This is a genomic window from Verrucomicrobiota bacterium (genome assembly GCA_016200005.1).
Lineage (GTDB): Bacteria > Verrucomicrobiota > Verrucomicrobiia > Limisphaerales > PALSA-1396 > PALSA-1396.
On the sequence record JACQFP010000023.1, the window covers coordinates 45,780 to 68,484 of the forward strand.

17 protein-coding genes are annotated in these 22,705 nt (G+C 57.0%); 5 read left to right on the top strand and 12 right to left on the bottom strand.

Annotated features, from left to right (window positions below):
- Window positions 1-6: 6 nt before the first annotated feature.
- The 4 genes from HY298_08755 to HY298_08770 all read right to left on the bottom strand — a co-directional run bounded on the left by HY298_08755 (window position 7) and on the right by HY298_08770 (window position 7,128).
- The gene (locus HY298_08755) at window positions 7-690 is read right to left on the bottom strand and encodes a DUF1080 domain-containing protein (GenBank protein MBI3850363.1); all 684 of its coding nucleotides are present in this window, start codon (window positions 688-690) and stop codon (window positions 7-9) included.
- Window positions 687-1,970: a Gfo/Idh/MocA family oxidoreductase gene (locus tag HY298_08760; GenBank protein MBI3850364.1), complete on the bottom strand. Its 1,284-nt coding sequence runs from the start codon at window positions 1,968-1,970 to the stop codon at window positions 687-689. The genes HY298_08755 and HY298_08760 overlap by 4 nt, the downstream gene beginning before the upstream one ends.
- A 1-nt stretch (window position 1,971) precedes the next feature.
- A complete protein-coding gene (locus HY298_08765) occupies window positions 1,972-4,392 on the bottom strand; it encodes a bifunctional YncE family protein/alkaline phosphatase family protein (protein MBI3850365.1) in 2,421 nt (806 codons plus the stop codon).
- A gap of 165 nt (window positions 4,393-4,557) precedes the next feature.
- The gene (locus HY298_08770; protein ID MBI3850366.1) at window positions 4,558-7,128 is read right to left on the bottom strand and encodes a long-chain-fatty-acid--CoA ligase; all 2,571 of its coding nucleotides are present in this window, start codon (window positions 7,126-7,128) and stop codon (window positions 4,558-4,560) included.
- A gap of 208 nt (window positions 7,129-7,336) precedes the next feature.
- Here HY298_08770 and HY298_08775 point away from each other — a divergent pair, with 208 nt between their 5' ends.
- The gene (locus HY298_08775) at window positions 7,337-7,702 is read left to right on the top strand and encodes a response regulator (protein ID MBI3850367.1); all 366 of its coding nucleotides are present in this window, start codon (window positions 7,337-7,339) and stop codon (window positions 7,700-7,702) included.
- Between the two features lie 60 nt (window positions 7,703-7,762).
- Here HY298_08775 and ggt read toward each other — a convergent pair whose 3' ends face one another.
- The 4 genes from ggt to HY298_08795 all read right to left on the bottom strand — a co-directional run bounded on the left by ggt (window position 7,763) and on the right by HY298_08795 (window position 12,627).
- Window positions 7,763-9,412, bottom strand: coding sequence for a gamma-glutamyltransferase (gene ggt / locus HY298_08780; protein ID MBI3850368.1), 1,650 nt, complete (start codon window positions 9,410-9,412; stop codon window positions 7,763-7,765).
- A gap of 154 nt (window positions 9,413-9,566) precedes the next feature.
- Window positions 9,567-10,946, bottom strand: a complete 1,380-nt coding sequence (locus HY298_08785) for an NAD(P)(+) transhydrogenase (Re/Si-specific) subunit beta (protein MBI3850369.1) — start codon at window positions 10,944-10,946, stop codon at window positions 9,567-9,569.
- Entirely contained in the window at window positions 10,943-11,350 is a 408-nt protein-coding gene (locus HY298_08790; protein MBI3850370.1) for an NAD(P) transhydrogenase subunit alpha, read from the bottom strand. The genes HY298_08785 and HY298_08790 overlap by 4 nt, the downstream gene beginning before the upstream one ends.
- 146 nt (window positions 11,351-11,496) lie before the next feature.
- Window positions 11,497-12,627 carry a Re/Si-specific NAD(P)(+) transhydrogenase subunit alpha gene (locus HY298_08795; protein ID MBI3850371.1) on the bottom strand — a complete coding sequence of 377 codons (1,131 nt, stop codon included), beginning with the start codon at window positions 12,625-12,627 and terminating at the stop codon, window positions 11,497-11,499.
- Between the two features lie 198 nt (window positions 12,628-12,825).
- On the opposite strand from HY298_08795, the gene HY298_08800 reads away from it, so the two are divergent.
- From HY298_08800 to HY298_08810, 3 genes are read left to right on the top strand one after another with little or no spacing between them, the layout of a single operon-like run.
- Window positions 12,826-14,217, top strand: coding sequence for a histidinol phosphatase (locus tag HY298_08800; protein MBI3850372.1), 1,392 nt, complete (start codon window positions 12,826-12,828; stop codon window positions 14,215-14,217).
- A gap of 3 nt (window positions 14,218-14,220) precedes the next feature.
- On the top strand, window positions 14,221-15,153 hold the full coding sequence (locus HY298_08805) for an alpha/beta hydrolase (GenBank protein MBI3850373.1): 933 nt from the start codon (window positions 14,221-14,223) through the stop codon (window positions 15,151-15,153).
- A 25-nt stretch (window positions 15,154-15,178) separates the two neighbouring features.
- Entirely contained in the window at window positions 15,179-16,711 is a 1,533-nt protein-coding gene (locus tag HY298_08810; protein MBI3850374.1) for an aldehyde dehydrogenase family protein, read from the top strand.
- Window positions 16,712-16,801: 90 nt separating this feature from the next.
- On the opposite strand, the gene HY298_08815 is transcribed toward HY298_08810, so the two are convergent.
- Entirely contained in the window at window positions 16,802-17,932 is a 1,131-nt protein-coding gene (locus HY298_08815; GenBank protein MBI3850375.1) for a hypothetical protein, read from the bottom strand.
- Between the two features lie 91 nt (window positions 17,933-18,023).
- Complete coding sequence (locus tag HY298_08820; GenBank protein MBI3850376.1) at window positions 18,024-19,832, bottom strand: redoxin family protein; 1,809 nt, start codon at window positions 19,830-19,832, stop codon at window positions 18,024-18,026.
- 202 nt (window positions 19,833-20,034) lie between these two features.
- Between HY298_08820 and HY298_08825 the strand changes: the two genes are divergently transcribed.
- Window positions 20,035-21,231: a hypothetical protein gene (locus tag HY298_08825; protein MBI3850377.1), complete on the top strand. Its 1,197-nt coding sequence runs from the start codon at window positions 20,035-20,037 to the stop codon at window positions 21,229-21,231.
- Between the two features lie 16 nt (window positions 21,232-21,247).
- Here the strand turns inward: HY298_08825 and HY298_08830 are convergent, their stop codons facing one another.
- On the bottom strand, window positions 21,248-21,424 hold the full coding sequence (locus HY298_08830; protein MBI3850378.1) for a hypothetical protein: 177 nt from the start codon (window positions 21,422-21,424) through the stop codon (window positions 21,248-21,250).
- A 100-nt stretch (window positions 21,425-21,524) separates the two neighbouring features.
- A complete protein-coding gene (locus HY298_08835; GenBank protein MBI3850379.1) occupies window positions 21,525-22,700 on the bottom strand; it encodes a hypothetical protein in 1,176 nt (391 codons plus the stop codon).
- Window positions 22,701-22,705 lie beyond the last annotated feature (5 nt).

Consider the following 22,705-nt stretch of genomic DNA (forward strand, 5'->3'; position numbering starts at 1 on the left):
GCAATCTTACTTCAACGGCCGCAGCTTGATGTTCTTGAACCAACACGGGCTGCCGTGGTCCTGCAAACCGATGTAACCTTTGCGCGGATGGTTCTTGTAGGCGATGTCGAACTTGTGCTCGCGGCCGTCGGGACGCCGGTTGGGTTGCGTGAACTCGTCCATATTCATGTGCGTGACGTGCTCGCCGTTCAACACAACGTCGATCAGGCTCTTGTTGCAGGTGATCTCGATATGATTCCACTCGCCGACCGGCTTCATCGCGTTCTTCGTCGGCTTCACGAGATCATAAATCGCGCCGGTGTCGTGATAGCCCGCACCGGATGTGTCGTCGATGGCGACTTCCATTCCGTTCCAACCAACGTCCTTGCCGGGCAAGGGCGTGAGCGAAAACGTGTGAACAAAGATTCCACTGTTGCAGCCTTTGCTGATCTTGAAGTCGAGCGAGAGAACAAAGATCTCCCACTGTTGCGTGTGCACCAGCATGTAATGTCCGGCCTTGTGCGGATTGAGCGCGCCCTCTTCGACCGGTGTGCGGGGTGGCGTACGGTTGCTGTTCATCCAACCGGATTGTGTCTTGCCATCAAAAAGTAGAATCCAACCTGCGCGTTTTTCGTGGTCCGTCAATTCGTTGTCAGCGCCAAATAGGGTTGAGGCAAGCGCAAGGAGGATTGCAACGGTTGATGTTCTCATGCCGCCACGACTTCTTCCTTTTTCGCATCCCAAAGCATCGTCTTGTTCTGACGATACGATTCCACGGCGAGTTTTATCGCCACCATCGTGGATGCGCCGAGATCCACATTGCAATGGAGCGTGCCGTTGCCGCGCAGCACATCAATGAAGTTGCCTTCCAAGTCGCGGCGCGGTTTGAGCGGGATGCGGACTTCTTCCTTGCCGTCGTTCTTCGCTTTGAACTCTGCGCCGAAATCGCCGTTGAAACGCAGGAATGGTTCGCCGCCGAGTTCCATCGTGCCGTACTTCCCGTAGATGCGGTCAGGAATGCCGGCGTCATTGGTGAGCGTGCTGACCAGGAAGAGCGACCACTCGCTCGGATAATCCGCGGTCATCAGGAACGTGTCGGGAATGTCGCGGCCGTCCTTCTCGATGTAGAGGCCGCCGCTGGCGTTGACGCGGCGCGGATATTCGCCGTCCGGCCCGGCGATTGCGATGAGCAACGGCGCAAGCTTGTGATAAAGCAAATCCGTGGCGACGCCGCCGTTGTAGGGCCAGTATTTGCGAAAGCGAAAAAAGTGTTCGGGATTCCACGGAATCTTCGGTGCGAGTCCCCACTTGTGACCGAGCCACATGTCCCAATCAATGTAATCCTCGCCGGTTTTATGCGGGCCGGCGGACGAATCAATCGTTTGATGTGTGTTGAACAGGCAGACGCGCGCGTTGCGATTGTAGCTGCCGTGTGCCCACGTCACTTTGCCGATGCGCCCGGCCTGGATCGCTTCACGCGCCTGCCAGAAACTGTCGTTGGCCGTTCCGTTTGGGCCGACTTGCAGGATTTTCTTGGTGCGCTTCACGGCTTCGCGCAATTCAATCGCCTGCGCGACGGTATGGGTCATCGGCTTTTCGACATAGACGTGCTTGCCGGCTTCCATCGCATCGATGGAAATCTTCGCGTGCCAATGATCGGGTGTGGCGATGAGCACCGCGTCAATATCTTTTCGTTCCAGAAGTTTCCGGTAATCGAGATAGCCGTCGCCTACGCAAATGCTTTTGGCCCGCGTGACCCGACGCTGGTAAACATCGGAGACCGCCAGCACCTTGATATTGTCCGGCTCGCTCCGTTTCACGAGGCTGTTCACGTGCCCCGTGCCTTGACCACCACAGCCAATGACACCGAAGCCGAGACGGTCATTCGCACCTAATACAGTCTGGGGCGTCAAACCGCCGATCACCAGAACCCCGGCGGAAGCTGCGGAAGTTTTCAGAAAATCGCGTCGAGTAAGGTTGCTGGCACTCATTTCACGGTTGGGTAAACAGTGCGCGATGAACCGGCGCGGGGTAAGGCACATGCGGCCCTTTGGCCACGTACCAAAGAATGCGGTTGAGTTCATCTTCCGGCGCGAGATCATATTCGCTGAAGTTCATCCGACTGGATTCTTTCGCGAAGGGAGATTTCGCCGTGTTCTTTGCATACAAATCGACCTTGGGCGTCAACATGGTGTAGGGAGTCGCTATGGGCGCGGGACGAAAGCAATTGAACATTGGGGTCGCGCCCGCGTCGTACTGCGTCAACGGCGGCAGACCGAGGATCAATTCCATCGTGCGGATCATGCTGGCGGTCGTGTAGAGCGTGCTATCGACAATGTGCCGCTTGCAATATGGACTGATGACCAGACCGACGGTACGATGCGCGTCCACGTGATCGGGACCATTCTGCGCATCGTCCTCAGTGACGAAGATGGCCATCTCCTTCCAGAATTTGCTGCGCGTCGCCGCTTCCACGATCTTGCCGAGCCCAATGTCGTTGCTCGCCACGCAGGCGTCCGGTGTAAACTCGCCGGGTCGAGTGCCGCGCGTATGGTTTTCGCCCAGGGACATGATCATGAAGCGCGGCAGATCGCCGCTCTTTTCCGCGGCCTGCAAATCCTTGATCCACCAGTCCACCCGGTCCTTGTCGCGTCCAGGACCCCAAGTCCCACGATTGATTGAGGGAACACGTTGCGCGCCTTCACCGTAGTTTTTGAAACTCACCCCGTGGCGGCGGCACAAGTCCCAGAGATAACCGGCGGCGGGATTTTCCATTTCTTCGTTGCCATGCATGCGACCGTGCTTGGAGTAGGAGAGAATCCAGGACCGCTGATTGTAATCTGTGGCGATGGCGGCGTCGCACCAACTGTGTCCGTCCACGCTGACCTCGCCATTGCAATAAAAATTGTCGAGCAAGACGTAATCGCGCGCGAGTTGATGATGGTTCGGGGTCACATTCTCGCCATACATGGTGAGCTTGGGATCGCCGTTGCCGGCGGGTTTGCCGTCGCTGTCCTTGAAATCGCCAAAGACCTGATCGTAGGTGCGGTTCTCTTTGATGATGTAGAGGACGTATTTGATGGGACAGGGTTCACCAACCTGGGTGGGAATGACACTGTGACTCCGCATCGGCGCGCGATGCAACGCCTCGGGTGTGTAAGGTGAATTGCGTCGGACCTGTTCCGTATAAGTCGCCATTTGCGCCGAACCGGGTTTGGCGATGAACGAAATGGAGCCTTCAAACGTGTCGCCGATATAATCAAACGCCGGTGGTTTGTGCAGGCGGTCGGGTTCTTTCGTCCGGGCTGGCACGTTGGCGCGCGACTTCAGCCCTTTGCCGTTCGCGACCAGAAGTGTGCGATTGTCCGGACTGACGGCGAGTGCGCTCGGATACCAGCCGACGGGAATGAAGCCATCGGCGACTGACGTTTTTTCGTCGGTGATATTGACAACCATCACGTTGTTGTTGTCCGAATTGGCGATGAACAAAGTCTTGCCATCCGGCGAAACGGCGACGGCGGACGGCGTGCTGCCTTCCGGCGATTGCGGGTAGAGCGAAGTGGAAATGATTTCGCGCGTCCCGGCCCACAACGGGCGCGCCGGGCTGGCCGGAAGGCCGGGGTTTTCCAATGCTTTTGTCATGATGACGTGCACCGTGTTGTCGCCGGCGCAGGCGACGAACAATCGGCCGTCCGGCGCCAGCGTCATGTCGTTGGGTCGGAGACCGACGGTGATGTCGCGCTCGCGCCGGTTCTTTTCCGTGTCAATAATGCTCAAGCTCCGACTTCCCCAGTTGCTCACGTAAAGGTAACGCTTGTCGGCACCCATCGCGCACGAGTGTGGGTATTGGCCGACGGGAATCGTCATCTCCAACGCGAGCGTGTCGGGATTGACCACCCAGATTTCGTGATTGCCCTGATTGCACACATAGAGTTTGCCAGTCGAGGGATGGACAGCGATGGAGCCAAGAAAAGTTCCCACCGCATCGGGCGATGGTTTCACCGTCATGTTCGTGGTGGCTTTGCCGTCTGCGTATTTGAAGGCGTGAATACTACCGGAATCTCCACCCGACACGAAAATCCGTTTGCCATCCTTGCTGAAGGCCAGACCATTCCACGCCACCGGCAACGGCACAAATTGCGCCACGCGTTTGCCTTCAAGATCGATCAGCGTCAAGCCAACGTTGATGAAACCGGCGCTCACTGCCACGAGCATTTTCTGGTCGGGCGAGATCATCATTTTGAGTGGCATGTCGCCCAACAGGACATGCTTGCCCGCTGGCGACACGCCCCAGCCATTGAACAAAAGATTCTCGTCTGGTTTCAGACCGGGCCGCTGCCGCAAGTCGGCGCTGTTGACGTCCTCGTTCGCCTTGCGTGTGTTCGATTGCCCTTGAGTGTTAAGCGCAATCATGGTGATAGACAGCGAAACGGCGAGTATGAGTGATGTTTGTTTCATAATAGGAACATTTTGTCGGCAATTAAATGGGCACTGTCACTGTTGTAGCGAGTTGCAAACGCGCGTCAAGCCGCAAGGGAGCAGGCTTGAATCAGAAGGGAGGGTCAGGTGAGTTCTGGTTCAAACTCCCTGAATTCGCTTTTCGTGTCCGGCCCATTCCTTTTCGCGCAGCAGGAACTTCTGGATTTTGCCCGAACTGGTTCGCGGCAACGAGGGACGAAACTCAATGGCCGTTGGGATTTTGAAGCTGGCGAGTTTGCCGCGGCAGAATTTGATTAATTCCCGTTCGCTGGCCTTGACGCCGTCTTTGATTACGACAAAAGCCTTGGCCGTTTCCCCCAATTTTTGATGCGGCACGCCAACCACGGCCACTTCCGCCACCGCCGGATGGGTATAGAGCGTTTGCTCAATCTCGTTGGAGGAAACATTCTCGCCGCCTGTGATGATGATATCGCGCAACCGGTCGTGAAGCTCGATGTAACCATCAGGATGCACCACGGCCAGATCGCCGCTGTGAAACCAGCCACCCCGGAAATCCTTGGCAGTGGCCTCGGGTTCTTTGTAGTAACCCTTCATCACGGTAGCCCCGCGCATGATAACTTCACCGATGGTTTGACCGTCGGATCGTACGTCGCGCAGGTTTTCGTCCACCACGCGCACCGGATCGCCGATGACGCGCGGAACGCCCTGGCGGGACAAAAGATTCGCCTGTTGGGAAACCGAGTGCTCTTTCCAGTGAGCCTGAGCTTCGCAGACCGTGTAAGCTCCGTAAGTCTCGGTCAGCCCGTAACCGTGGATGACGCGAGCACCCAGTTCTTGCAAGTGTTGGATGAGGCTGGGAGAAGGTTGCGCGCCGCCGATCACCACCGTCAACGGCTGACGTAAAGTTTTCGGGCGATCGGCGTGATTGATCAACGCGGCCATGACGTTGGGGGCGCCGGACAAATGGGTCACTCCTTCATTGAGGATCAGCTGCCAGGCCCGGCCAGCGTCAAATCTGCGCTGGCAAATATGCGTGCCGCCAATGGCCGACACCGCCCACGTAAAACACCATCCATTGCAATGAAACATCGGCAGGGTCCAAAGATACTTTGTCTGCGGCGTAAGGCCGTCCTCGATGATTTCGCCCAACGCGTGCAAGTAAGCCCCCCGATGCACCACCATCACGCCTTTGGGCTTGCCGGTCGTGCCACTGGTGTAGTTCAGGCTGATGAGTTCGTCTTCATCCTTGAGAAGCCACGCCAGTGGCTTGGGATTCCCCCGGCGAAGAAATTCTTCGTATTCAATTTCACCGAGCGGTTTGGCGCCGCGTGTGTCGATGATGTCCACCACCTGCTTGAACTTTTCCAGATTGCTTAGAATGGGCCGCACGGTATTGCTGAACTCCGAATCGACAAATAGAAACTTGCTGCCCGAATGGCCGAGAATGTATGCGATTTCTCCCGAACCGAGTCGGAAATTGATCGGCACCAATACACCACCGGCCAGCGGCACTCCGAAGTGAGCTTCCAACATGGCAGGCACGTTGGAACAAATGAAAGCCACCCGGTCTCCCGGTTCGAGGTCGGCATTGCGCAAGGCGGACGCCAGCCGGTTTACTCGTTGCTGCAAATCGCCGTAGGTCCAGGATTGCGCGTTATATTTGACGGCCATCTTGTCGCGGTACACCAGCGCGCTGCGTTCCAGGAATTTCAACGGCGTGAGCAAGCCTTGCGGCGCACTGTGGTCGTTATTCGGATGCGCCAAGGACGTCTCAGCAGAGTGAGTGACCACGTTGTTGCGAGCGCGCTCCGATGGTGCGCGCTGACTCGCCGACGCCGGGAAGGGAGCTTTCTTGACCAGATCGACAAATGCCCGTGCCGCCGCCGACAGTTCTTTTCCGCGTCGCGAAATCAAGCCAATCTCGCGAAACAATTTTGGTTCGCGGACCGGCACCGCCACCACGTTGTCCCGCAGGACGCAGGCCACCAGTTGCGGGAGCAGCATGACGCCCAAGCCGGCCTGCACCAAAGAGATGGCGGTTTCCTGCTCGCTGCATTCACAGACAATTTGTGGCTCGAACCCGGCAACCCGGCAGAAAGCATTGGTGCGTTCCTGATGCACGCCACGAATGACGACGAACTGGTCGCGTTGAAGCTGACGCAACTCCAGGCTCTTCTTATCCGCCAATGAATGCTCGCCTGGCAAAACGGCAAAGAACGGTTCGTTCCAGATTTCCCGCGCTTCGAAGAGTTGGTTGTTGCAGGGAAGCTGCAAGAAGCCCAGCTCGGTGCTGGAGTCCTCCACCAAGGCCGCCACGCCGAGCGAAGTTTCCTCCTGCAACACCAGATTGACGCACGGGTATTCGCGGCGAAAGCTTCGAAAAATATCCGCCAACCAATAAGTGCCGAGTGCGGGAATAAAAGCGATGGTCAATTTTCCGGCGCGCAACTCAGACACTTCTACAACGGATTGTTTCATCGACTCCGCCATGCCGAGCAGGGCTTGCGCCTTCTCAAAGAGAATTTCGCCGGCGGGGGTCAGAACCGTTTGCCGCTGGCCACGGATCAACAAGTTCGTGCCGAATTCTTTTTCCAGGTTCTGGATTTGCAAACTGAGTGCAGGGGTGGCCAGATTCAACCGGCGGGCGGCGCGCGTAAAACTTTGTTCCCGCGCCACTTCGACGAAGTAACGTAACTGGTAGAGTTCCATGTGCAGGAAAGCATTTCAGAATTCCGGTCAACAAACAAGCTTCATCACGCTGAGTTCGCCGACTTGGAGGGTCTCGAAAATTGACGAAAAACAACATTGGCAATCGAGTTTCTGGACGGCTAGACTCCTGTCTCCAAGAATCTATAGTCCGGTTTTTCAACGCCGACTGGTCTGTATGCAGTTTGAGCTGCGGCTCGATAAATGATTTATGAATCAACGTATCTTGGTGGTGGACGATGAAGCGCCCACCCGCGAATTACTTTCCCTCTACTTCAAAAAGCGCGGCTACGATGTGAGCACGGCCAGCACCGCCGAGGACACCCTGCGCCTCGTCAACGAAATGCCGCTGCAGCTCGTGATTCTCGATCTCAACCTCGGCGATTCCAACGGCCTGGACCTGCTGGCGCCGATTCAAAAGGCCCATCCTCAGATTCCGATCATCATCTTTTCGGGTATCGGTCTGGATGAAGAATCGTTGGCGCTGGCGCGCCAAAAAGGGGCGACCGGTTACATTCACAAAACCCAACCCCTCACGGAGATGCTCGCCGAAGTGCAACGGGCGCTCCAGAGCTGAACGGTCGTCTTCAAGTCGGGGGCGTCTTCGGCGAATTCCAAGGCAGACGTTTTTCCCCGTTCACTTTTTCAACAACGGTTCGGGAATGGCCGCTCCGTCTTTGCGCGGATCGGAAGCGCCATAATTCACGCCCGCTGAAAAATCCCGCATCACCGCCTGGCCGCCGCCCACCGTCTGGCTGAAGCTGCCTTTCACCTGAACCTGATGCCCTTTGGCCGTCAGCGCTTCGATGACTCTCGCCAGAATACGCGACTCCACGGCAACGTCACAACCCTCGAACGAACCTTTGCTGAAGCGGGGCGCTTCCAACGCCGACTGAAGGTTCATCTTGTGGTCCGCCACGTTGGAAACAAACTGCGCGTGGGCCTGTGATTGATTCCATCCTCCCATGATGCCGAACGCGATGCGCAGGTCGCCCTTCGCCATCATTGCCGGAATAATTGTGTGCAACGGCCGTTTGTGTCCGACGAGATGATTCGGACTTTTGGGATCGAGCGAGAACAGGCCACCCCGGTTTTGCAGCACAAAGCCGCATTGATCCGGCACGAGACCTGAACCGAACGAACCGTAATTGCTTTGGATCAGCGAAACAATGTTCCCGTCCCGATCCACTGCGCAGAGGTAAGTTGTTTCGTTGCCCGCTGCGGGCGGAGTTCCCGCCTCGACGTGGCAATTCGCTTTGTCCATGTCGATGAGTTTAGCGCGCTGCCGGCCGTACTCCTTGGATAGAATGCCCGCGACAGGAATTTTGCTGAACTTCGGATCGGCCACGTAGCGCAGCATGTCGGCATAGGCCAGTTTCTTGGCTTCAATCATCACGTGCAAATCCGTGACGGAGTTGTGTCCATATTCGGCGAGCGGAAAATTTTCCATCAGGTTCAGCATCGTGAGGGCGGCGATCCCCTGGCCGTTCGGCGGTATTTCATAAACTGTCCAGCCGTGGTAGGTGGTGGAAATCGGTTCGACCCATTCACATGAATATTTAGCGAGGTCGTCGGCGTCAATTGTTCCCCCCTGGCGTATTGAATACTCGACCAGGTGCCGGGCGGTCTCGCCTTGGTAAAACCCATCGCGACCCTTCGCCGCGATCCGTCGGTAAGACTTAGCCAGGTCCTCATTGCGATAGATTTCGCCCAGCCGCGGCGGGCGGCCATTCGGCAAGTAGGTGCGCGTCGCGTTTTCATCCTTGCGCAACAAACTTTCGCCACCGGCCCAGTATTCCGCGTCCAGTTCAGTGACCGGAAAACCCTTTTCCGCAAAGTGGATGGCCGGCGCGAGCACGTCCGCCAGTTTCTTTTTGCCAAAGCGACGGTTCAACTTTTCCAAACCTTCCACCGCGCCTGGCACCGTCACCGAATGAATTCCCTTCGACGGCATCGCTGCAAAACCCTTGCTCTTCAAAAACTCGATGCTCAATCCTTGCGCCGCCCAGCCGCTCGCGTTCAAGCCGTAAACCTTTCCACTCTTCGCCTCATACACGATTGCGAACAAGTCACCGCCAATGCCGCACATCATCGGCGCCACGACGCCCATCGTGGCGTTGGCAGCAATGGCCGCATCAATGGCATTGCCGCCCTCCGCGAGTATGGTGGCGCCGGCCTGCGACGCCAACGGATGCTCTGATGCGACGATGCCGCCGCGCGACACGGCCATCGAGCGCGCCTGGGTGCGATCCTGCGCTTCGGTTGGTTCGGCGATGAGGCTTTGCATGGTCACGATGATGACGAGAATCCAGTGTGATTTGGCTGACGGGTTCACGAGTGCACACTCTACTGCATTCGCTAATGGAAAAAAAACAAAAAATCCGTGCAGACCAAATGTTCTTATTCATAGACATTCTGGATTTGGATGGCGCTGCGTTGATCTACGTTGCCTTGAACTCCGCCACCAGCGCCTGCAAGGTCGCCTTGGCATCGCCAAAGAGCATCCGCGTGTTCTCCTTGTAGAACAGGAGATTCTCGATGCCAGCGAAACCCGGCGCCATGGAGCGCTTGAGCACAATCACCGTTCGCGCGCGATCGACTTCAACGATCGGCATGCCGTAGATCGGGCTGTCTTTTTGTTCGCGCGCGGCCGGATTCACCACGTCGTTCGCACCAATCACCACGCACACATCCACGGTGTCGATGATACGGTTGACGGCTTCCATATCGTAGAGTTGGTCGTACGGCACGTTGGCTTCGGCCAGCAGCACGTTCATGTGGCCCGGCATGCGACCGGCCACCGGATGAATGGCGTAACGAATCTCGGCGCCGTTTTTTTCCAACAACTCGGCCAGCTCGCGCACGGCATGTTGCGCCTGCGCCACCGCCAGGCCGTAGCCAGGCACAAACACGACGGAACGCGCGCCTTCCAGAATCGCAAAGCTTTCTTCAGCCGTGATCGGTTTGAGTTCACCTTCCACCTTTTGTGCGGACTTGGCGGCAACAGTGCCAAATGCGCCAAAGAGGACGTTGGTGAAACTGCGGTTCATGGCGCGGCACATGATGACGGAGAGAATGAAACCCGATGACCCATCGAGCGCGCCGGCCGTGATGAGCAGTTTGTTGTCGAGCACGAAACCCATCGCGACCGCCGAGAGTCCGGCATACGAGTTGAGCAGCGAAATGACCGTCGGCATGTCCGCGCCGCCGATGGGCAGGATCAACAGCACGCCGAACGTCAGCGCAAGAGCGATGATGATCGGGAAAAGCCATTGCCAGGCCGGATTCAGCACCAACACGACTGCGCAGGCGACCGCGACGCCGAGCAATGAGAGGTTCAACACGTTTTGATTCCGATACGTGACGGGTCGCGTCGGAAGAATTTCCTGCAGCTTGCCCGCCGCCATCAGACTGCCGGTGAACGTCAGGAATCCCAGCAGGACTTCGGCGCTGATGGCGATGATCCGGAGCGGCGTCAGTTCTCCTCCGCCTTCTCCGAGCCAGAGATAATATTTCGCCGTGCCGACCAACCCGGCGGCCAATCCGCCGAACGCGTGGGAAAGGGCCGTTCGTTGCGGCACAGCCGTCAACGGCACGCGCGAAAGCGGGATGCCAATCGCCGTGCCAATCACGACCGCAATGGCCATGTGACCGAAGTTCACAATGCCGGGCGTCTCCAGCGTGCCGATAACCGCCAGCAACATGGCCGTCACTCCGGCCAGCACCCCGCGGCGGGCGGTCTCCGGTTTGTTCATCCACTTCAACGCAAAGACGAACAGCGCCGTCGCAATCAAATACGCGAATTGAATCGAATAGTTCACTTCGGTTTCGGGTCGTCTTTCTTCCTGAACATTTTCAACATGCGGTCGGTGATCAGGAATCCGCTCACGATGTTCGTCACTGACGCCACGACCGCAATCAGGCCCAGCACATGGATGAACGTGGGATGTTGCGGCCCGGCGACGAGGATCGCGCCCACGACGGCAATGGCTGAGATCGCATTGGTCAACGACATGAGCGGTGTGTGTAATAGTCGCGAGACCCGCCGGATGACCTCGATACCGACGAACGTCGCCAGCATGAACACGAACAGCGCGGAAACGCTGTCGAAGTTCGTTCCACTGGCGTGTGTCGCCTGTGGCGGTTTCGCAACCGGCGCCGCCGCTGCGGCGAGGGATTGCCCGAACGTCAGGAGAACGGCGAACAGCACCACGCAACCGGCCATGCTGCTCCTGACCACCGGGGTGGCGAGTTCCAGCAGCAGCCGCCGGCGGGAGGAGGCGGGCATCACATTTCGCTTTTCGCGCAATTCCGCCTCCTCATGTCGGCGGCTACCAAAGCACTGAGGTTTCTTTGCCAGACGATTTGCACTCACAACTTCTCCTTGAGTTTGGGGTTGCAGATTTCTCCCGCGTGCGTGACGAGGCAGCCTTGAATGATTTCATCGTCGAGCTTGAGCACAAATTGTTTCGTGACCTTGTCCCAAAACTCCTCGATCAGATTGGTCAGGTTCGTGGAATAAACCTGACTAGCGTGCGCGGGAACACGGCCCGGCAGATTCGGCAGCCCTACAATCTTCACTCCATGGCGGTCGGCGACTTCGCCCAAAGCCGCGCCTTCGACATTACCGCCGCTTTCGATGGCGAGGTCAACGATCACGCTGCCCGGTTTCATGGCCGCCACCATGTCGGCGGTCACAATCACCGGCGCTTTACGACCGAAGACCTGTGCTGTCGTGATGACGACATCCGCATCGGCGCAAAACTTTTTCATTCCGTCGCGTTGTTTTTGAAGTTGATCTTCGGTCAACGGTTTCGCATAGCCTTCTTTCGTTTGACCGGTTTCACCAATATCGATTTTCAAAAACCTCGCGCCGAGTGATTTGATCTGTTCTTCGACCTCGGGTCGGGTGTCGTAAGCATCGACCCGCGCCCCAAGTCGTTTCGCAGTGGCGATGGCTTGCAACCCGGCCACGCCGGCACCGATGACCAGGACGCGCGCAGGCGAAATTGTGCCGGCAGCCGTCATCATCATCGGAAAAATCCTGTTCGCATGGTTGGCTGCCACAATTACCGCCACGTAGCCGGCCAGATTTGCCTGGGAGGTGAGTGCGTCCATCTTTTGCGCGCGGGTGATGCGCGGAATCATTTCCATGCTGATGGTGCTGACGCCGCGCGCGGCGAGCCTGCGCAGCAATTCCGTCTCGTTGAACGGCTGAAGAAAGCTGATGTGGATGCAACCTCTTTTCAAAAGCTCCAGTTCCGCCATCGGCGGCTTGCGCACGCGCAAAACCATATCCGCCGCTGCGAGCAGACCGGTGCGATCGTGAAAAACATTGGCGCCCGCCGCCGTGAATTCCGCATCCGTGAAACCACTCCCCTGCCCCATGCCCACTTCGACTTCGACCTGCGCCCCAAGTTTGACCAGGCGCGCGACGTTGGCGGGCGTCATGGCCACGCGCGTTTCGCCGGGATCGGTTTCTTTCGGTATGCAGATCGTCATGCCTGTTCTGCGCAAGGTTGATTGGAATGTGACGTCAGGTTACGGGTTGAGTTTAAGGTTTCAAGACCAATCATGCCCAGTGGCAGGATCGATTGACAGAGGCATGGCCGACGCTAGAGTCGCGTCGCCCGAGGGAAACCGAGCCAGGCGATTGGCCGGCCTGCTCAATCACCAGGTATCAACTGAATTTAGAATGCTATGATTAAACTACGCCTTACTGGCATCGCGTCGGTAACTGCCATTGCGTTTGTTGCGCTCAATGTTTTCTCTTTGAGCGCTCACGCTGCCGAAACAAATTCACCGTCGTCTTCCAAACACAGTTCCATCGAGCGGATGACGTTGCCACGTTTGAAAACGACTCACGAAGAGGTGCTGCGGTTTCAGAGCGCTCGTAAATCCCCTCCCCCGCTGCCGGGGTTGCACGACTATCGCGCCATCCTGCACGCGCACGCAGAGGATTCTACGCACACCGGCGGCACGCGCCCTGAAATGCTTGCCGACGCGAAGAAGGCCGGCGTGAACGCCATTTTGCTGACCGATCATTACCGTCCACCACGCGACTTCATTAAGGAAAGCTGGCACGGTTTCCACGAAGGAGTGTTGTTCATTCCCGGTTCGGAGATCAGGGGATTTCTCATCTACCCCATGGAATCGGCCATGGACAAGATGGAACAATCCACACCGGAGTTCGTGAAGTCGATAGCCGCCGGTGACGGTTTGATCTTTCTTTCTCACGTCGAAGAACGGCGCGGTCATTCGATGGAAGACCTGACCGGGCAGGAAATTTACAATCGCCATTACGATGCCAAGAAGGACATGGCGTCGCTGATCGCGCTCGTCACGAAGATGACCGAACCGAAATCGCTCGCGGAATTGGAGGAAGGATTGCGCCTCTACCCCGACGAAATGCTGGCGTTTCAAAACGACTATCCGCAGGTGTACATCGACAAATGGGATGCCGAAACCCAAAAGCGCCGGCTCACGGGTGTCGCCGCCAATGACTGTCATCACAACCAGGTGTTCATCGTGAAAATGGTGGATGAGAAAACGGTGCTGATCGGCACCATCGTTGATACGGACGAACAGATGCGCAAAGTCAGTGCCAGCGCGCGGCCCGGTATATTGGAGATGACCAAGAATCGAAAACCCGGCGATGTTCTGGCGCGGCTTGATTTCGATCCATACTATCGTTCGTTTCGGAATGCCACCACCCACATTCTGGCTCCCGAATTGACGGAGGCCGCTATTCGCGCCGCGCTCAAGGCGGGTCACGCTTACGTGAGCCACGATTGGATGTGCGATGCGAACGGCTTTTCCTTTGAAGCAGTTCAAAAAGACGCTTCAAGTCAATCCAGTCGCGTGCTAATGGGCGATGAAGTCAAGTTCGCCGAGGGGATGAAACTCATCGCGCGGTTTCCGCTGGCGTGCAAAACCCGCCTGTTCAAGGATGGCAAGGTGATTTCCGCGAAGCAACAATCAGTCCTGGAGCAAACGGTGGATGGGGCGGGCGTTTATCGCGTCGAGGGTTGGCTGACGGTGGATGGCGAAGATCGCGTTTGGATTTACTCCAATCCCATTTACGTCCGTTGACTTATGAAAAACACCTCGATTCTTGGCCAATCATTGTCGCGAATCATTCAAGCCGCGATGTTCGCTGCAATCACCACCTCCCTGATCGCGGCTGCGAAGGATTCCGATATGGAAAAACTTGTTGAACACGGTTACGCGACGAACAACGGCGTGAAAATTCATTATGCCGCGATGGGCAAAGGGCCGCTCATCGTCATGATCCACGGCTTTCCGGATTACTGGTACACATGGCGACACCAAATGACGGCGCTCGCGCCAGACTACCGTGTCGTGGCCATCGACCAGCGCGGTTACAACCTGAGCGACAAACCGAAGGGCGTCGATAACTACAGCATGAGCCTCCTCGTGTCGGATGTGGTTGCCGTCATCAAACACCTCGGTCAGGAGAAAGCCATCATTGTCGGCCATGATTGGGGCGGCGCGGTGGCGTGGGGCTTTGCGATGCGCCACCCGGAGATGACTGACAAACTCATCATCCTCAACCTGCCGCACTTTCGCGGCCTGTCGCGCGAGCTGGCAAATAATCCGAAGCAACAGAAGAACAGCGCCTATGCCCGCCGCTTTCAACAGGAAGGCGCGGAGAAGGATTTGACCGCTGAGAAATTGGCCGAGTGGGTCACCGATCCAGATGCCCGGGCGAAATACGTCGAAGCTTTTCGCCGTTCGGATTTCGAAGCGATGCTGAATTACTACAAACGTAATTATCCCAAAGAGCCGTACGTGGCAGACACCTCGCCGGTGGTCAAAGTCAAACCTCCGGTGTTGATGATTCACGGCCTCGATGACTGGGCGTTGTTGCCCGGCGCTTTGAATGGCACTTGGGACTGGTTGGAAAAAGACTTGACGCTGGTGACGATTCCCGGCGCCGGGCACTTCGTGCAACAGGACGCCACCGACATGGTCAATCGAACCATGAAAATGTGGCTGGCGCGTTAGGCGCAAGTCTGTCAAAGAAGTGTCTGTGGACGCTACCGATACCCAAATACTCCGCATGGCGACGCGGGAGATCATCTCCATCAATCCCGCGACGATGACGGAGGTCGGACGCGCGCCGATGCTTTCCGACTTGGAGGTCAACGTAGCGGTTGAGAACGCCCGCAGCGCGCAACCGTCCTGGGCCGCGCACTCGTTCGAGGAACGTGCCAAACATGTTCTCAAGGCGAAGGACCTCCTGCTGGATCGACAGGATGAGGTTTGCGAATTGATTTCGCGCGAAACCGGCAAGCCGTTGGTCGAAGCGATGGCGAGTGAAGTCCTGCCGGTGGCGAATTTGATGGACTATTTCGCGCGGGAATCGGCGAAGCTTCTGCGCGATGAACAATTCACCTTGTCCGTCTTCCGCAACAAAAAATCCCGCATCAGCTTTCATCCTTACGGCGTGGTGGGGATCATCTCGCCGTGGAACTATCCGCTTTCGATACCGATGGGCGAAGTCGTGATGGGGTTGATGGCTGGCAATGCGGTGTTGCTCAAGCCATCCGAGTACACACCAATGGTCGGTTTGAAAATCGGCGAGCTGTTTCGCGCGGCCGGCCTGCCAGACGGAGTCTTGCAAGTCTTGACCGGCGACGGCAGCACGGGCGCAGCGCTGGTAGATTCAGCAATCGACAAGATATTTTTCACCGGCAGCGTGCGCACCGGCAAGATCATTGCAGAGGCCGCGGCTCGGCGGCTCATGCCGTTCGTTCTGGAATTGGGCGGCAAGGACGCGATGATTGTTTGCGGCGACGCGCCGTTCAAGCGCGCGGTCAACGGCGCGGTTTGGGGAGCATTCACCAACTGCGGACAGACGTGCGCTTCCGTCGAACGGCTCTATGTGGCCGAGTACATCGCCGATAAGTTCATCAACGCCGTGGTTGAAAAAACCAAGGCATTGCGCGTCGGCATCGACGGCGAACAGCAGCAGGACGTGGGTTCGCTCACCAATGCCCGACAACTGCGCATCGTGACGGAGCACGTCAACGACGCCGTTGCCAAAGGCGCGCGCGTGCTCACGGGCGGCAGGCGGATTGAATCGTTGCCCGGCTACTTTTTTGAGCCGACCGTTCTCCTCAACGTCAACGATTCCATGCGCGTGATGCAGGAGGAAACCTTCGGCCCGGTGCTGCCCATCGTCGTTGTCAAGGATGATGCCGAGGCGATCCGGGAAGCGAACCGTTCCAATTACGGTCTGCTGGCCAGCGTCTGGACGAAGGACACGAACCGCGGCAAAAAAATCGCCGAGCAAGTGCAAGCGGGCACGGTCATCATCAACGATGTGATTTACACGCACGGGGCAGCGGAGACGCCGTGGTTCGGTGTGAAGGAGAGCGGATATGGCGTCACCCATTCCAAGCACGGCCTGCGCGAATTCGTCCAAATGAAGCACATCAACTGGGACGTGTTCCCGATGAAATCAAATCCCTGGTGGTTTCCCTACTCGGCCAAGAAACGCCGTGATTTCAAACTGCTCGCCAAGGTTCTCCACAAATGGGGACTGAAGAAGTGGATTTGAGTTTGGGCGCGGCGACTTGAGTAAATGACTTCGACGAGGACGGCTAAGCAAAGAGAGAACTGTCAACGCCCCACTCCGTCGCCATTTCAGTCACAAACCCTCTGAGCGATCAATAATTTGTTGCGCCACTCCCATTAATTGGTTGGCGAGTTCCCTCTCCAAGCCAGCGATCTGGGCCTGAACTTTGTTCTGGAACGAGCGAAGTTGATTCAACGCCGCCGTTGAGTTGCCGCGATCAAACGAATCAACTGCGTTGATCAAAGTTGCGATCATGGGGCGTCTGTTCTTGTCAGCCAAATCCGCCTGCTCAACCAGCAGAATCAAAATCTCCACGGCCTGTCCAAGCGTGATGATATTCAACATTACCGAGGCCGTCGTTGAATCGGAGCCATCACTCACAACCAACGAAATCTGACGCGTTCCTATATCAAGGATATTAGTTGCGACAAGCGTTGTTGCTAGGAGGTTCGTGTCATCAAGCCATGTGAACTGTAGCTGATCATTGTCCGCATCCTTAGATTCGGAGCCATCCAAGACGACACTTGTACTCTGGTTGTTCGGCGCAATCACAATCAAATTTGTGAGGCCAGGGAACTCCGCAAGCGGAGAAACAACAATCGCAGCTTCGGGCACGTGGTTGCCTTCTATAAGGAATGCAGGGCGGATGTCGTTGGGCCAGATATGCCAAAAGCCGGTTGGCGGACCATTTGTTGACCAACGTGATGCGACGTAACCCGAATCCGGAGGCCTGTCCTGTCCACAGTAAAGAAGCGGTGAGCTAGCGAACGGCCATAAATAATAGCCAACGTCCGCTGCTGTTGCTTCGAAGAGCAACCAATAATTCTGCCCTCCTTGCACGATTCCATTAAGAGCGTAGGAATAATTGCCGACCGTTGGCCCGACGTCTTGCGGAATCCCAAACCAAATGACCTCCTGGCCTGGGCTTAAACGATCATCGCGAACGATGGAGAGCTTGTAATTATTCGCATTTGCGATTTCGGACTTCGCTAAAGGCAAGATCATTCTTTTGAGTTTGATCTCACCGCTGCCACTGACTTGGAACCTGGCGCCTTCAGAGTAAGTGTAGCTAAAGGATTTTCCTACATAATACAAAGCGCAGTTGAGACTATTCGTTCCATCATAATTGCTGGCCAACACCTTTGAAGCGCCCGCACTGGGGCTTTGAAGTAACACCGCTAAGCTAATCAGCAGCCAGATCATTCCAACTTTTAACTTGGTTACGCGTCTCATAATCTCGTACCTACTCGTCGCCAGCTCACGAGGACGCTCGCCCCACCGGCGGATTTCGTCGTCACTTCGCCGCTTGCTTCTCCTCGGTGATTTCTTTGCCGGTCTTGGGATCGACGCGGACGTTCAGGGTTTCCGTATCGTCGGTGTAGAAGAAGAAACCCTGCATCATTTCGTTGTGCGTTTGCGGGCCGTTCTTGACCACCACCTTGGGATCGGGATTGAAAGGATTGAACGCCGAGTTGTCGAAGTGCGAGCTGCATTCGATCTTCGTTCCCTTGGGGAAATGTTGTTCGCCGCGACCCCAGACATAGCTCAACTGCCAGTCGAAACTGTAATTCGGCAGGACGAGCAGCGTCTCGTTCCGTCCGTCCGGGTAATGCGCGGAGAACGTGGTGTCCTTGCCGCGCAGATGCATGTGGCTGAACAGCGCGATGCCGGTCGCGTCGCATTCAAGTTCCTTTTGCGCGGCGACGGGATAGGCTGGCGCGCCCGGTGGAATCTCAAATTTGTAGTCGCCAATGATTTTGTAACGGACGCGTTTGCGGATCGGTTCCTTGGCGAAGCGCAGGCCGACGGAAATCTGGTCGGTCTCCTCCTTGCCCGTCGTCACGTAATGAATCTGATAAACGAGGGACACGCCTTTGGGAATCATCATCGCCATCCCGGAATCGAGGTTGACGGGAATGCCGCCGGGCACTTTGCCGGTGATGAAGTTGTGGTCTTCATCAAAACCTTTGCCCAATGTGCCGAAAGCGATGTTGGCGTGATGCACAACCTTGGGGTTGCTGGGCATGATTTGAACACCTTGCACCCAGGTGTCATAGGGGAAGACGTAGGGCAAAATGACGTAGCGATAATTGATGTAGCCGGTGGCGGGCAACTGTTCCGGTTTCGCGGCGGTGATGATGAGGTCCGGTTCGCCGATCAACCATTTGCTGTCAGGAAACTCCGGCGGCTTGGGCGCTTGCGCGAGGTCGCCCGGCGCTTTGCTGCCGCGTGCCCATTGCACAATGGTGTCGCGCTCGTCTTCCGTGAGGGAACGTTGGTTGATGAACTTGCCAAAACCGGGATGCGCAAACCACGGAGGCATGCGTTGCTCATCGACGACTTCCGCGATGGCCTTGGCCTTGGCGGCGGCTTTTTCGTAAGATGTCAGCACAAACGGCGCTTCCGTTCCGGGCCGATGACATTCCACGCAATGCTTGTTGAGTAACGGCGCAATGTCTTTGGCGTAAGTCAGCGAGTTGTTGGTCGGGCGAACTTCAGGGAACGTAATGGCGCAACCGTCAACCGCGGTTTCCTTCACTTTCACTTTGCGTCCGGCGAGAACATCCTCAATGGCTTCCTTCAAATCCTCGCGATCAACCGATGGATTGGCGCCACCGAGCCGGTATTGATTGTCGATGCGACCGCGATAGCGAATCTTTCGCTCGGCATCCAGCACGACGACTTGTGGTGTGCGGCTGACGCCCAACGCTCGCGCACACTCGCCGTCCACGTCTTTCACGAAGGGAAATTCGACGCCATGCTCCATCGCCTGGTAAGCAATTTCCTTGATCGAATCATCCGGGCCAACATCGACGGCAATGAATTGAACGCCCTTGTCGGAGTATTGCTTGGAGAGTTCCTCGAGGCGCGGCAGATAGCGTTGCACCAGCGGGCAACCGGTGGTCGTAAAGATCATGACGAAGGCTTTTGGCTGGCCGAAGTCATCCAACGTTCGTGGTGAATAGCGAATGTCCTTGAACGTGAATTTTTCGGATTGCGCGCCGATGGGCACTTTCTTCTCGCGAGCTTGAACCTTTCCCACCAGCACCGGCCAGGTCGCCAGGCAGACCAAAACAGCCGTCGTCAACTTGCTAAGTTTCATAAGCGGTGTCCTTTGTGCGAAATAATTCCATGACCTTAAACGCGGCAGCAAACAACCCGGTAGAATAGACGCAGCAGCCAGCGTGAACGTCAAAACAGTATAACGCCCTTGCCCAGACCGCAATAACATTGCTTTTGAAATTTTCCGGAATTTTGTTGTCACCTTGACACGTTGCCAGTCGTTTCCTATTCAGTAACACATTATGCACAAGGACATCATCAAGCACACCGTATCGGGATTGATCGGGACGTTGTTTCTTCTCAGCAACGCCTTCGCGGAAAAAATCGACTTTTTAGCGCCGTTGGGGCCATTGCCGATTGGAGTCACCACCACCGTTCTGATTGACCATAGTCGCACCGATGCGCTCACCCACGAACCGCGCACATTGGTCACCGAAATCTGGTATCCGGCCACCGATGACTCACGCAATCTGCTAAAAAACAAATACTCGAATTTCCTTCCCGCCAGCCCACCACCGGAAGTGGAAGCCTTCGTGCGCGAATCGTACAAGCAGTCCATCGCCGAGGTGGACAAGACTTTTGTGAATGATGCCGTGCGCGATGCGCGCGTGCGCGACGGAACATTTCCGCTCGTCGTCTTTTCGCACGGCAACGGCGGCAATCGGCATCAGAATACTTTCTGGTGCGACTTCCTCGCCAGTCACGGTTACGTCGTCGTCTCCGCCGATCACACCGGCAACGCTTCCATGACGATCATCAACGGCAAGCTGATTCCCTATGATAACAAAGGGCGCACCAATTCCGCTGCCGACCGACCCAAGGACATGAGTTTTCTGCTCGACCAGATGACGCTGTGGAATGGCGGCGCGGACAGCCGCTTCGCCGGCAAGCTGGACCTCAGCGCGGTTTGCGCTTCCGGCATGTCATTCGGTTCGATAACGGCGGTCCGGGTCGCTGATTTCGACGCACGATTCAAATCCGTGATTGCGATGTCAGGCGCGCCGCTGACGCACACCAACCTGACCGTGCCGACGTTGTGGATGATCGGCACGGAGGATACTACGATTGGCGTCAACGGTAACGCGCTGGTTCGTTCGCATCACAGCACGCACACCGGACCGTCCTACCTGTTGGAAATGAAAAACGGCGGGCACTACTCGTTCACCGACATGTTCAAGATCAACAAGAGCTACGGCGATGGAGTCGGGCCGGGCAAACGGCGCGAAACCAAAGAGCCGTTCGAGTTCACTTCGATGGAAACGACCTACAAACTGATCAACGCTTACAGCCTCGCTTTTCTGGAAGTCTATGCCAGAGGCAATCACGAACCGCTCGCTTTCTTAAAAACCAATCATTGGCCGGATGAACTTGTTTGGAAAACGTCGGGTGTGGATGTTGCAGCAAAATCAAAACCTCAGATCGGTGGCAACGGCTTCTGATACGGGTCGGAACGGGTCAAATAAAGGTCAGCAGATGCGGATCGCTCAGATGCGGCACGGCGTTAAAGGTCACCAGCGAAAACCGTCCGCGAGAAAACAGAAAGTCGGTATAAGCGGCGTTGCGGACCACCCAGCTTAACTCCAACGTCTTCTCGTCGTCCAGGTTCAGCGCAAATCCCATCGCTGCCGCCACTTGCCCGCAGGAAGTGGCAGCGGGTCGAAGGCTTCTAACTGCCGATGATGAAGGCGATGTTGGCCGAACTCAGGTGCGGCCATTTTCAAGAACTACCCCGTCACGGCTTTCGCAGCCGGAAGAACTGGGAGCCGGCGGAAACCGGATTCGTGACTGTGAATTGCCCGCCGAGCACCGCCGGCGGATTGGTCACGTCGAGCCAGCTTGCGGGCTGAGTCAGATCTTGCGTGGACTGCAGCGTAAACCCGGTCGCGTTCGCCGGCCAGGAGAGGACCATGGCATTGGCGCTGGGCCACCGCAGCAAGGTCGGCTCCGGCCCGGTGTCAACGAGCACCACAGTGTAACTATATCCCGCCGCAATCGCTGTGACACCAACCAAGCCCGCAGGCACCGTTGTTTCGCCGCAGCAACTATTATTTCCCCACGCCACGAGCGAGCCGTTGGTCTTCAAAGCCACGGTGTGGTCACTCCCCGCCGCAATCGCCATCACCCCGCTTTGCGCCGCGACAGGCACATTCCCCCAAGTATTCCCCCACTCCACGACCAAGCCGTCGTTCTTCAAGACCGTGGTGTGATAACCTCCCGCCGCAATCGCTCTCACCCCGCTCTGCGCCGCGACGGGCACATTCGTTTGACCGACGTAGTTGTCTCCCCACGCCACGACCGAGCCGTCGGTTTTCAACGCCACCGCGTGAACATCGCCCGCCGCAATCGCCAGCACTCCGTTCTGCGCTTCGACTGGCACGTCCGTCTGGCCAAAGTTGTTTTCCCCCCACGCCACGAGGGATCCGTTGGTCTTCAAGGCCAGGGTGTAATGAAGGCCCGCCGCAATCGCCACCACTCCGCTCTGCGCCGTAACGGGCACATTCGTCGGGCCCATGTAGCCGGACCCCCACGCCAGCACCATGCCGTTGGTTTTCAAAGCCACCGTGTGATAACCTCCTGCCGCGATCGCCATCACTCCGCTCTGCGCCGCGAACGGCACATTTGTTTCGCCATCATCGTTGTACCCCCACGCCACAACCGAGCCGTTGGTCTTCAAGGCCACGGCGTGATATTTTCCCGCCGCAATCGCCGTCACGCCACTCTGCGCCGCGAACGGCACATCAGTTTGGCCGCTGCCGTTGTACCCCCATGCCAGCACTGCGCCGGGAGACTGCGCTCGGCCGGTGCTGGTTTCGAGCCAGAGGGTGACCAAGACCAGCACGGCGAAAAGGTGAGTGGACGTGCGCCACGGTATGGATACGGTGGGCGACAAAGTTGGGGTCGGTTTCATGACGA

Bases quoted from the DNA above. Each gene is read 5' to 3' on its own strand.
- HY298_08755 (MBI3850363.1), bottom strand. From the start codon at position 690: ATGAGAACATCAACCGTTGCAATCCTCCTTGCGCTTGCCTCAACCCTA.
- HY298_08760 (MBI3850364.1), bottom strand. From the start codon at position 1,970: ATGAGTGCCAGCAACCTTACTCGACGCGATTTTCTGAAAACTTCCGCA.
- HY298_08765 (MBI3850365.1), bottom strand. From the start codon at position 4,392: ATGATTGCGCTTAACACTCAAGGGCAATCGAACACACGCAAGGCGAAC.
- HY298_08770 (MBI3850366.1), bottom strand. From the start codon at position 7,128: ATGGAACTCTACCAGTTACGTTACTTCGTCGAAGTGGCGCGGGAACAA.
- HY298_08775 (MBI3850367.1), top strand. From the start codon at position 7,337: ATGAATCAACGTATCTTGGTGGTGGACGATGAAGCGCCCACCCGCGAA.
- ggt (MBI3850368.1), bottom strand. From the start codon at position 9,412: ATGCAAAGCCTCATCGCCGAACCAACCGAAGCGCAGGATCGCACCCAG.
- HY298_08790 (MBI3850370.1), bottom strand. From the start codon at position 11,350: ATGGCCGGTTGCGTGGTGCTGTTCGCCGTTCTCCTGACGTTCGGGCAA.
- HY298_08795 (MBI3850371.1), bottom strand. From the start codon at position 12,627: ATGACGATCTGCATACCGAAAGAAACCGATCCCGGCGAAACGCGCGTG.
- HY298_08800 (MBI3850372.1), top strand. From the start codon at position 12,826: ATGATTAAACTACGCCTTACTGGCATCGCGTCGGTAACTGCCATTGCG.
- HY298_08805 (MBI3850373.1), top strand. From the start codon at position 14,221: ATGAAAAACACCTCGATTCTTGGCCAATCATTGTCGCGAATCATTCAA.
- HY298_08815 (MBI3850375.1), bottom strand. From the start codon at position 17,932: ATGATCTGGCTGCTGATTAGCTTAGCGGTGTTACTTCAAAGCCCCAGT.
- HY298_08820 (MBI3850376.1), bottom strand. From the start codon at position 19,832: ATGAAACTTAGCAAGTTGACGACGGCTGTTTTGGTCTGCCTGGCGACC.
- HY298_08825 (MBI3850377.1), top strand. From the start codon at position 20,035: ATGCACAAGGACATCATCAAGCACACCGTATCGGGATTGATCGGGACG.
- HY298_08835 (MBI3850379.1), bottom strand. From the start codon at position 22,700: ATGAAACCGACCCCAACTTTGTCGCCCACCGTATCCATACCGTGGCGC.